Origin of the sequence: Ancylobacter polymorphus (assembly GCF_030813495.1) — a bacterium.
Taxonomy (GTDB): Bacteria; Pseudomonadota; Alphaproteobacteria; order Rhizobiales; family Xanthobacteraceae; genus Ancylobacter; species Ancylobacter polymorphus.
The window spans coordinates 1-7,663 of record NZ_JAUSUI010000017.1; the positions used below are offsets into that span (position 1 = coordinate 1).

General features: G+C 65.1%; 10 protein-coding genes. 7 read left to right on the top strand and 3 right to left on the bottom strand.

What is annotated here, in order from left to right; translation table 11 throughout:
• Positions 1–94 precede the first annotated feature (94 nt).
• Genes J2S75_RS22325 through J2S75_RS22335 form a run of 3 tightly spaced genes read right to left on the bottom strand, consistent with a single transcriptional unit; the run spans position 95 to position 1,964 of the window.
• Positions 95–727, bottom strand: a complete 633-nt coding sequence (locus J2S75_RS22325; RefSeq protein WP_307023443.1) for a transmembrane anchor protein — start codon at positions 725–727, stop codon at positions 95–97.
• A 27-nt stretch (positions 728–754) separates the two neighbouring features.
• The gene (locus J2S75_RS22330) at positions 755–1,489 is read right to left on the bottom strand and encodes a HupE/UreJ family protein (protein ID WP_307023444.1); all 735 of its coding nucleotides are present in this window, start codon (positions 1,487–1,489) and stop codon (positions 755–757) included.
• Positions 1,490–1,538: 49 nt separating this feature from the next.
• On the bottom strand, positions 1,539–1,964 hold the full coding sequence (locus J2S75_RS22335; protein WP_307023445.1) for a hypothetical protein: 426 nt from the start codon (positions 1,962–1,964) through the stop codon (positions 1,539–1,541).
• A gap of 88 nt (positions 1,965–2,052) precedes the next feature.
• Here J2S75_RS22335 and J2S75_RS22340 point away from each other — a divergent pair, with 88 nt between their 5' ends.
• From J2S75_RS22340 to chrA, 7 genes are all read left to right on the top strand, one after another.
• Entirely contained in the window at positions 2,053–2,334 is a 282-nt protein-coding gene (locus J2S75_RS22340) for a metal-sensing transcriptional repressor (RefSeq protein ID WP_132033555.1), read from the top strand.
• Between the two features lie 7 nt (positions 2,335–2,341).
• Positions 2,342–2,647 carry a sulfite exporter TauE/SafE family protein gene (locus J2S75_RS22530; protein ID WP_370874203.1) on the top strand — a complete coding sequence of 102 codons (306 nt, stop codon included), beginning with the start codon at positions 2,342–2,344 and terminating at the stop codon, positions 2,645–2,647.
• A gap of 3 nt (positions 2,648–2,650) precedes the next feature.
• Positions 2,651–3,970, top strand: a complete 1,320-nt coding sequence (locus J2S75_RS22350; RefSeq protein WP_307023449.1) for an MFS transporter — start codon at positions 2,651–2,653, stop codon at positions 3,968–3,970.
• Between the two features lie 25 nt (positions 3,971–3,995).
• On the top strand, positions 3,996–4,433 hold the full coding sequence (locus tag J2S75_RS22355; RefSeq protein ID WP_307023451.1) for a YqaA family protein: 438 nt from the start codon (positions 3,996–3,998) through the stop codon (positions 4,431–4,433).
• Positions 4,434–4,435: 2 nt separating this feature from the next.
• Positions 4,436–5,161: a nickel/cobalt transporter gene (locus tag J2S75_RS22360; RefSeq protein ID WP_307023453.1), complete on the top strand. Its 726-nt coding sequence runs from the start codon at positions 4,436–4,438 to the stop codon at positions 5,159–5,161.
• A 125-nt stretch (positions 5,162–5,286) separates the two neighbouring features.
• Positions 5,287–6,105: a chromate resistance protein ChrB domain-containing protein gene (locus tag J2S75_RS22365; RefSeq protein WP_307023455.1), complete on the top strand. Its 819-nt coding sequence runs from the start codon at positions 5,287–5,289 to the stop codon at positions 6,103–6,105.
• An 11-nt stretch (positions 6,106–6,116) separates the two neighbouring features.
• Complete coding sequence (gene chrA, locus J2S75_RS22370; RefSeq protein ID WP_307023457.1) at positions 6,117–7,517, top strand: chromate efflux transporter; 1,401 nt, start codon at positions 6,117–6,119, stop codon at positions 7,515–7,517.
• Positions 7,518–7,663 lie beyond the last annotated feature (146 nt).

Below are 7,663 nucleotides of genomic sequence, written 5' to 3' on the forward strand. Positions count from 1 at the left end.
ACATTTGCGGACGCATCGACAGCAGACGCTTCGGCGAAGACAGCATTTGCGCCACGGAGGCGCGACGACCTCCGTGGCGCGGGCGTTTAGCTAATCAATCGGGCCGCTTGATCTCGGCATACGCGCCGCTCGTCTTCAAGGTGAGGGTCACGTCGGCGCTGCCCCGGTTACGCCAGAACCAGCCGTGATTGCCGTCGAAGGCCGCTTCAAGCACGCCGTCGTCGCCGGGCACGGCGCGGCCCTTCTCGTAGCTGATGGACTTGCCGCCACCGTCGCCGTGGGTATCGAAGTTCACCACGCCGCCGGACACTGTCCAGCTGTAATCGGCCTTGGCACCGGCCTTCATCACCAGCTTGATCTCGGCGCCCTGGCCGGGCGTGAGCGTGAGGGTTGTCACATCCTGCCGCGAGGCGGTTTGGGCCGAAGCCGGGGAAACGACGAGAGCCGCAAAGACCCGGCCGAGCAGGCTGGAACCGGGGGCAGGCACCGTGGAGTTCTGGTCCATCTGCCGGTCGCGCGCGGCCTCTTCGGCGAGTTGCACCTTGATCTCGCCCATCTGCGCGAGGCCCAGCACCCGGCCGACACCGGTCGGGTCGATATTGTACTCGGCGGGCAGCACGATGGTGATGAGGATCGCCAATGCGGCGACGATGGCGATGAGGGTGGAGCGCAGAAGCTGGCGGGATGTCGGCAGTTCGGCGCGCGAAGGAATGTCCGAATTGTACATGTCAGTATGTCCTTGAATTGGGAGGGGTCACGCGACGAACCAGCCGGTGATCTGATAGCCGATCAGCACGAAGCCGGCGGTCATCATCACGACGTTGGCTGTGTAGGCGTGGCGGAAGAAGCTGTCGGTGCGGCGCCAGTAGCTCATGATGATGAGGATGGCGGCGAGGGCGAGAAGCTGGCCGATCTCGACACCGACATTGAAGGCGAGGAGGTTCGGCACCAACCCGTCCGGCGAGATGTCGTATTCGATGATCTTGGTCGACAGGCCGAAGCCGTGCAGGAAGCCGAAGACCAGCGTCGCCGCCTTTGAATCCGGCTGCACGCCGAACCAGCGCTGGAAGGCGCCGAGATTGTCGAGCGCCTTGTAGACCACCGAGAAGCCGATGATGGCATCGATGATGTAGCTGTTGATGCCGATGTTGAAATACACACCCAGCAGCATCGTCGTCGAATGCCCGAGGGCGAACAGGCTGACATAGATACCGATGTGCTTGAGCTTGTAGAGGAAGAAGATCACGCCCAGCAGGAACAGGATGTGATCATAGCCGGTCACCATATGCTTGGCACCGAGATAGACGAAGGGCAGCAGGTGTACGCCCGTTATTTCCTGGATGTAGCCCTTGTCGCCTTCGGCCACGGCATGGGCGAAGGCCGTTGCCACGGTAAGCGGCAGCAGGAGAAGCGCAAGGCCTTGGCTATGGACGAGCCGCGTCAGCGACGCGCGCACGCCAAACCGGACCTCGCGAGAGGTATGGTGCATGGAAACTCCGAAATGTCGTCGATGAGGGGTGCCGAGTGTGCGGCCGCGATCACGCTGTGACGACGTGCTTCGGAGGCTTCTCGAAGGGATAGGTCTTTGTTACCGCAGGCACATCCCGGACCGTGGCGCTCCAGACCCGCCATGCCGGCGGCGTCATCTGGACAAGCGCCGCAACAACGCTGGGAACGTCATGCGAGTGGTCAGTGGGGTCGTGGCCATGGGAATGGCCGGGCGCCTGCTCATCCTGCCAGCCCTCGTCATGGGAATGGCCGTGGTCGGCGATTTCCTGGGCGAGGGCCGCGTGCCGCTCGGCCTCGATCGCGAGAAGAACCGCCGGGTTATGGGACAGCGCGGTTCGCACGGACGACGCCACCGATCCCAGCGCCATGACAAGCGCGAGGAAGCTGCAAAGCAGGACGGTGCGGGCACGTGGCGTCATCACGGATAGGTATCGCCGAAAATCTGAATCGTTCATTAACCCTAGGTCATTCGGCCTGATACGCAACCTCATTCATCCCCCTAGGGGGATCGACACATCCCATCGGGGGGGATAGGATAAATTAATGAACGATCATCCGCACATCCATGAGACACATCCGGAAATCGTCAAGCGGCTGAAGCGCGCCGACGGTCATTTGCGCAGCGTGATCGAGATGCTCGAGACCGGCCGCAATTGCCTGGACATCGCCCAGCAGCTCCACGCGGTCGAAAAGGCGATCACACAGGCGAAGAAGACCCTGATCCAGGATCATCTCGACCATTGCCTCGATGAGGTCGTCGCATCGCTGCCGCGCGACCAGCGCCGTTCGATCGACGGTTTCAAGGACATCATCAAATATCTATGAGGACCGCATGACGCCCTTTGCCGAGTTGCTTCAACAGAGGGCAGGAAGCTCCTGGCTGTTCATCGCGAGGGCCATCCTGCTCGGCGCGCTGCACGGGCTGGAACCGGGCCATTCCAAGACGGTGACGGCCGCCTTCATCGTAGCGCTGCCTGGACTTTCGGCCCAGGTGGTCCCTCTCGGCCCGCCGGTCATAGTGTCTCACATACGGCGCGCGCTCGGCTTCTTCTATGCACGGCTGATCGCGGTGGGCCTTGATGTCGGCGGGCGCCGCCGGAGCGGCATCGCCGTGCTCGCCAGCGCGCAGGCGGTGTGAGACATGCTCGCTGTCCTTGCGAACCGGACATACCGGCACCTGTTCCTCGCACAGGTCATTGCCCTGATCGGGACCGGGCTGGCGACCGTGGCCCTTGGCCTTCTCGCCTATGACTTGGCGGGGGCGAATGCGGGGGCGGTGCTGGGCACGGCACTCGCGATCAAGATGATCGCCTATGTCGGGGTCGCGCCGGTTGCCGCGGCCTTTGCCGAGCGACTGCCTCGGCGGACCATGCTGGTTTCGCTGGATCTGGTTCGTGCCGCCGTCGCGCTCCTGCTGCCCTTCGTGAGCGAGATCTGGCAGGTTTATGTGCTGATCTTCGTGCTGCAGTCGGCGTCCGCCGGATTCACGCCGACCTTCCAGGCGACTATCCCCGATGTCCTGCCGGATGAGCGTGACTATACCCGTGCGCTCTCGCTGTCCCGGCTCGCCTATGATCTCGAAAGCCTGGTCAGCCCGATGCTGGCGGCCGCCCTGCTGACGCTGATCAGTTTTCACAGCCTGTTCGCCGGCACCGTCGTCGGCTTCCTCGCCTCGGCCGCCCTTGTGGTTTCGGTGGTCCTGCCGAGCCCGCATGCGGGAGAGAAGCGGGGCATTTACGACCGGACCATGCGCGGCATCCGCATCTATCTCGCGACGCCGCGCCTGCGCGGCCTGCTGGCGCTGAACCTGGCCGTCGCGGCGGCCAGCGCCATGGTCATCGTCAACACCGTGGTTCTGGTTCAGGCGGTGCTCGGCCTCGATCAGAGCGCCGCCGCACTGGCGCTCGCCGCCTTTGGCGGGGGCTCGATGGTGGCGGCCCTCGTATTGCCGCGGCTGCTGGAGACGGTTCCTGACCGCACTGCCATGCTCGCCGGCGCGGGGATCTTGGTCGCGGGACTTCTGGTCGGATCCGCCCTGCGCAGCTACGCATTCGTGCTGCCGCTCTGGTTCCTGCTGGGGCTTGGCTATTCGCTGGTGCAGACGCCCTCGGGCCGTCTGCTGCGCCGCTCCTCGCGGCCGGAAGACCGTCCCTCGCTCTTCGCGGCGCAGTTCGCGCTGTCGCATGCCTGCTGGCTGATCACCTATCCCCTTGCGGGCTGGCTGGGCGCGAGCATCGGCCTGCCGGGCACGTCCGCCGTGCTTGCACTTCTGGCCGGATTCGCCGTTCTCGCCGCGCTGCGGCTCTGGCCGGCGAGAGATCCCGATGAGCTGGAGCATGTCCACGGGGCGCTGGCCGAGGATGATCCCCATCTGGCTGGCGCTGTTCCCGTTGTCGGCGGCCATCGCCACAGCCATGTGTTTGTCATCGACCGCCACCACACGGAATGGCCGCGCCCATGATGCTCCCTGCCGGCCGTGGCCGACCATGACCGAGCTTGCGGCCTATGCCGGGCTGTTCTTCAGCGCATTGGTCGCGGCGACAATTCTGCCGATGCAATCCGAAGCTGTTCTGGTCGGGTTGTTGCTGACGACCGACTATCCGCCCTGGGCGCTGGTGGGAGTGGCGAGCCTCGGCAATGTGCTGGGGTCAGTCATCAACTGGCTGCTTGGGCGCGGCATTCACCGCTTTCGCGACCGGAAATGGTTTCCGGTAAAGCCCGCCGCTCTGGCGCGCGCGGAGAGCTGGTATCGGCGCTACGGCAAATGGTCCCTGCTTCTCAGCTGGGCGCCTGTTATCGGCGATCCGCTGACCGTCATCGCCGGGGTGCTGCGCGAGCCGCTGCCGATTTTTCTGATCCTCGTCACCCTGGCCAAGGTCGGGCGCTACCTGGTTCTTGCCGCCGTCACGCTGGGGCTCGGCTGATCATGGCCTTCTGGCAGCACATTGTCGGGTTCCAGCAGGACATCTATCAGGCCTTCGCCGCGCAGATCCGGGATGTTGCGGGGACAGGCGGCTGGGGCGCGTTCATCGTCTATCTGCCGATGGGGATCCTGTTCGGTGCGGCGCATGCGCTGACCCCGGGGCACAGCAAGACGATCCTTGCGACCTATCTGGCGGGCTCCCGGCTCGGCATCCTGCGCGGACTGGGCGTCTCTCTGGCGCTCTCGTTTACCCATGTGCTGATCTCGGTGCTGATCGCCCTTCTGGCGCTCCCGCTGATCTCCGCGTCCCTGGGCAGTGTCGGCCGCGCGCCTGTTCTTGAAGATGTCAGCCGCGCACTTCTCGGCATCATCGGCCTGTGGATGGTGTGGCGGGCCTTGCGCCCGCGAGGGCATGTCCACGCGCACGGCGAGGGCCTGATGGTCGGCGTCATGGCCGGCCTCATCCCCTGTCCACTGACGCTTTTCGTGATGACCTTTGCCATCTCCCGTGGGGTGCCTGAGGCGGGCATCGCTTTCGCCTTCACCATGATGCTTGGCGTCGCGCTGACCCTGTCCACGGTCGCCGTCGCGACGATCCTCTTCCGCGATCAGTTGATGCGGCTGCTGGCGCATCAGGCGAGCCTTCTGGACCGCTCGGCGCGGTTCATCGAGGCCGCCGCCGGGCTCGTGTTGCTGGCCGTGGCCTTGAGAGAGTTATGGCTGCGCTGATCATGCGGCTTGCGGGTGACGGACGAGTTCAGCTAGAAGCGGGATAAGGGGCTATTCGCGATTGCCCCGTGAGGCGGCAGCCCAAAGATCGCGTCCATGTTCCCTGACAAGTGGGATGGACGCTCATGCCGTCAAACACTGAAATCACCGCTTCTCAGCTCTACCGTCTCATCGGTCTTCCGGGCACGCCTGCTATCATTGACGTGCGTATGAGGGACGACATCGACGCGGACCCGCGCCGGCTGCCGGCGTCGATCCGATACGAGGCGCAGGCTGTGCCGTCCTGGGCCTCGCAGTTCGCCGGCCGTGAGGTGGTTGTGGTTTGCCAGAAGGGCGGCAAGCTGGCGCAGGGCACGGCGGCATGGCTCCGCCAATCGGGCGCCCGGGCCGAAACGCTCGAAGGCGGCTTCGAGGCGTGGCGTGCCGCTGGAGGACTGCTCGTCAAACCTGACAGGCTGCCCGTGCCTGACGCGGCAGGACGAACCGTCTGGGTCACACGCGCGCGCCCCAAGGTCGACCGTATCGCCTGCCCGTGGTTGATCCGGCGGTTCGTCGACCCATCGGCCGTGTTCCTCTTCGTCGGCGCCTCCGAGGTTGCCGCCGTTGCCGATCAATTCGATGCGACCCCCTTCGACATCGACGGTATGTTCTGGAGCCACCGTGGCGATCGCTGCAGCTTCGACACCATGATCGAAGAGTTTGGCCTCTCCTGCACGCCGCTGGAGCGGCTGGCCGACATTGTGCGCGCCGCCGACACGGACAGGCTCGACCTCGTTCCGCAGGCGGCCGGCTTCCTTGCCGCCTCCCTGGGACTGTCGCGCATGTTTCGCGACGACCTCGAACAACTCGACGCCGGCATGACGCTCTATGACGCCTTCTACCGCTGGTGCCGCGACGCGACCGAGGAGACCCATAACTGGCCATCGCGCTCGAACCCGGCGTGAGGGAGGCGACCATGTCGACACCCACCACTGATGTGGCGGCTTCCGCGAGCGCCCCCGCCGTTCCGTCCTTCCGCGAGGCTACCAAAGTGTGGGCGCGCATCGGCCTTCTCAGCTTCGGCGGCCCGGCCGGTCAAATCGCCCTGATGCACAAGGAGCTGGTCGAGGACCGCCGCTGGATCGGCGAGCAGCGCTTTCTGCACGCTCTCAATTACTGCATGGTGCTGCCCGGCCCGGAAGCCCAGCAGCTCGCCACCTATATTGGCTGGCTGATGCACCGGACCCTGGGCGGCCTCATTGCCGGTGTTCTCTTCATCCTGCCGGGCGCGCTGGTCATGTTTGGCTTGAGCGTCCTGTATGTCGTCTACCGACACGTGCCGCTGATCGACGCCATGTTCTTCGGCGTTAAGGCGGCGGTCCTGGCCGTTGTCGTGGAGGCCGTTCTGCGCATCGGCAGGCGGGCGCTGAAAAACCGCGTAATGATCAGCATCGCGGTGACCGCCTTCCTCGGCATCTACCTGCTACGCATACCGTTTCCGATCATCATTCTCGCCGCCGGGCTCGTCGGCTGGCTCGGGAGCCGGCACGCCCCAGCGATCTTTGTCGGTGGCGGACATGGCGGCAAAGGCGCTGTTGCCGACACCCATGGCGTGATCGATCGCATGTTCGAGCGCGGACAGCTGACACATGCCTTCCCCTCGACGCGACGCACCATCCGCGTCGTGAGCCTGTGGCTTGCCATCTGGCTCGCCCCGGTGCTGCTCCTGTGGCTGTCGACCGGCGGTTCCAGTCTGTGGACGCAGCTCGGCACCTTCTTCGCGACCATGGGCGTCGTGACCTTCGGTGGGGCCTATGCGGTGTTGACCTATGTGGCGCAGGCCGCCGTCGACAGCTTCGGCTGGCTGGCGCCGGGCGAGATGGTCGATGGCCTCGGGCTCGCAGAGACCACGCCGGGCCCGCTGATTCTGGTTCTGCAGTTCGTCGGTTTTCTCGCCGCCTACCGGGCCCTAGGCACGCTCGATCCGCTGGTGGCGGGAGGGCTCGGCGCCCTGCTGACCACATGGGTGGTGTTCGCGCCGTCCTTTCTGTTCATCTTCGCCGGCGCGCCCTATGCCGAAGCTCTACGCGGCAACCGGGCGGTTTCCGCGGCGTTGTCCGCCATCACCGCCGCTGTCGTCGGCGTCGTCATGAACCTTGCCCTGTGGTTCGCTCTTCACGTGGTGTTTCGGGAGGTTCGAGCTTTCGAGTTCTTCGGAGTTGGACCGGAGCTCCCCGTGCTGTCCTCCATCGACTGGCGTGCGGCGCTGCTGGCCGCTGCCGCCATGGTGGCCATGCTCCGCTTCAAGGTCGGCATGATCCCGACACTGGCAGTGTGTGCGGCGGCGGGCGTTGGGCTGCAGATGCTGCCGTCGTGATGCTGCGAAAACTGGACTGGGATTCGCTCCTGAGGCCTCACAATGGTCGGGGATGTGCCTAGTGAGGTCACAAACCGCACGAACCGGACGTTGCGCGACTCGGCTAAGGGTCAGTTTCGGCCTCGGACATTAATCGGCGATATGTC

Excerpts from the sequence above, each read along its gene's own strand:
- J2S75_RS22365 (WP_307023455.1), top strand. The coding sequence starts at position 5,287 with ATGCCGTCAAACACTGAAATCACCGCTTCTCAGCTCTACCGTCTCATC.
- J2S75_RS22530 (WP_370874203.1), top strand. The coding sequence starts at position 2,342 with ATGACGCCCTTTGCCGAGTTGCTTCAACAGAGGGCAGGAAGCTCCTGG.
- J2S75_RS22360 (WP_307023453.1), top strand. The coding sequence starts at position 4,436 with ATGGCCTTCTGGCAGCACATTGTCGGGTTCCAGCAGGACATCTATCAG.
- J2S75_RS22355 (WP_307023451.1), top strand. The coding sequence starts at position 3,996 with ATGACCGAGCTTGCGGCCTATGCCGGGCTGTTCTTCAGCGCATTGGTC.
- J2S75_RS22325 (WP_307023443.1), bottom strand. The coding sequence starts at position 727 with ATGTACAATTCGGACATTCCTTCGCGCGCCGAACTGCCGACATCCCGC.
- chrA (WP_307023457.1), top strand. The coding sequence starts at position 6,117 with ATGTCGACACCCACCACTGATGTGGCGGCTTCCGCGAGCGCCCCCGCC.
- J2S75_RS22340 (WP_132033555.1), top strand. The coding sequence starts at position 2,053 with ATGAACGATCATCCGCACATCCATGAGACACATCCGGAAATCGTCAAG.
- J2S75_RS22330 (WP_307023444.1), bottom strand. The coding sequence starts at position 1,489 with ATGCACCATACCTCTCGCGAGGTCCGGTTTGGCGTGCGCGCGTCGCTG.
- J2S75_RS22335 (WP_307023445.1), bottom strand. The coding sequence starts at position 1,964 with ATGAACGATTCAGATTTTCGGCGATACCTATCCGTGATGACGCCACGT.
- J2S75_RS22350 (WP_307023449.1), top strand. The coding sequence starts at position 2,651 with ATGCTCGCTGTCCTTGCGAACCGGACATACCGGCACCTGTTCCTCGCA.